The organism is Glaciecola sp. HTCC2999 (genome assembly GCF_000155775.1).
Taxonomy (GTDB): Bacteria; Pseudomonadota; Gammaproteobacteria; order Enterobacterales; family Alteromonadaceae; genus Opacimonas.
Genome location: NZ_ABST01000050.1, coordinates 1 through 2,181, shown reverse-complemented (window position 1 = coordinate 2,181; position 2,181 = coordinate 1). Strand labels below are relative to the sequence as shown.

The 2,181-nt window shown below is 51.4% G+C and carries 1 rRNA gene; it reads left to right on the top strand.

Annotated elements, in window-relative coordinates:
• Positions 1 to 654 precede the first annotated feature (654 nt).
• Positions 655 to 2,181, top strand: a 16S ribosomal RNA gene (locus G2999_RS11415).

Sequence of the window (2,181 nt, the reverse complement as noted above, 5' to 3'; positions counted from 1 at the left end):
AACAGGAAGGCAAAATGCCGCAAAAAAGGGAATAAGGGCGACACGGAAATGTTGAATACTCATACTCTTCCTTTTTCAATATTATTGAAGCATTTATCAGGGTTATTGTCTCATGAGCGGATACATATTTGAATGTATTTAGAAAAATAAACAAATAGGGGTTCCGCGCACATTTCCCCGAAAAGTGCCACCTGACGTCTAAGAAACCATTATTATCATGACATTAACCTATAAAAATAGGCGTATCACGAGGCCCTTTCGTCTCGCGCGTTTCGGTGATGACGGTGAAAACCTCTGACACATGCAGCTCCCGGAGACGGTCACAGCTTGTCTGTAAGCGGATGCCGGGAGCAGACAAGCCCGTCAGGGCGCGTCAGCGGGTGTTGGCGGGTGTCGGGGCTGGCTTAACTATGCGGCATCAGAGCAGATTGTACTGAGAGTGCACCATATGCGGTGTGAAATACCGCACAGATGCGTAAGGAGAAAATACCGCATCAGGCGCCATTCGCCATTCAGGCTGCGCAACTGTTGGGAAGGGCGATCGGTGCGGGCCTCTTCGCTATTACGCCAGAATTCGAGCTCGGTACCCCTGAGTCTAGGTCGGACTAGACCTTGTAAAACGACGGCCAGTCCAGTGTGCTGGAAAGCAAAATTTAATTGAAGAGTTTGATCATGGCTCAGATTGAACGCTGGCGGCAGGCCTAACACATGCAAGTCGAACGGTAACAGGATAGCTTGCTATCGCTGACGAGTGGCGGACGGGTGAGTAATACTTAGGGATCTGCCTCTGTGTGGGGGATAACTATTGGAAACGATAGCTAATACCGCATAATGTCTACGGACCAAAGCGGGCTTCGGCTCGTGCGCAGAGAGGAACCTAAGCGAGATTAGCTAGTTGGTGAGGTAAAGGCTCACCAAGGCGACGATCTCTAGCTGTTCTGAGAGGAAGATCAGCCACACTGGAACTGAGACACGGTCCAGACTCCTACGGGAGGCAGCAGTGGGGAATATTGCACAATGGGGGAAACCCTGATGCAGCCATGCCGCGTGTGTGAAGAAGGCCTTCGGGTTGTAAAGCACTTTCAGTTGTGAGGAAAGTTTAGTAGTTAATACCTGCTAGATGTGACGTTAGCAACAGAAGAAGCACCGGCTAACTCCGTGCCAGCAGCCGCGGTAATACGGAGGGTGCGAGCGTTAATCGGAATTACTGGGCGTAAAGCGCACGCAGGCGGTCTGTTAAGCTAGATGTGAAAGCCCCGCGCTCAACGTGGGAGGGTCATTTAGAACTGGCAGACTAGAGTCTTGGAGAGGGGAGTGGAATTCCAGGTGTAGCGGTGAAATGCGTAGAGATCTGGAGGAACATCAATGGCGAAGGCAACTCCCTGGCCAAAGACTGACGCTCATGTGCGAAAGTGTGGGTAGCGAACAGGATTAGATACCCTGGTAGTCCACACCGTAAACGCTGTCTACTAGCTGTTTGTGAATTTAATTCGTGAGTAGCGAAGCTAACGCGATAAGTAGACCGCCTGGGGAGTACGGCCGCAAGGTTAAAACTCAAATGAATTGACGGGGGCCCGCACAAGCGGTGGAGCATGTGGTTTAATTCGATGCAACGCGAAGAACCTTACCTACTCTTGACATACTAGAAACTTTTCAGAGATGAATTGGTGCCTTCGGGAATCTAGATACAGGTGCTGCATGGCTGTCGTCAGCTCGTGTCGTGAGATGTTGGGTTAAGTCCCGCAACGAGCGCAACCCTTGTCCTTAGTTGCCAGCCTTAAGTTGGGCACTCTAAGGAGACTGCCGGTGACAAACCGGAGGAAGGTGGGGACGACGTCAAGTCATCATGGCCCTTACGAGTAGGGCTACACACGTGCTACAATGGCGAGTACAAAGGGATGCGAACCTGCGAAGGTAAGCGGACCCCTTAAAGCTCGTCGTAGTCCGGATTGGAGTCTGCAACTCGACTCCATGAAGTCGGAATCGCTAGTAATCGTAGGTCAGCATACTACGGTGAATACGTTCCCGGGCCTTGTACACACCGCCCGTCACACCATGGGAGTGGGATGCAAAAGAAGTAGGTAGCTTAACCTTCGGGATGGCGCTTACCACTTTGTGTTTCATGACTGGGGTGAAGTCGTAACAAGGTAACCCTAGGGGAACCTGGGGTTGGATCACCTC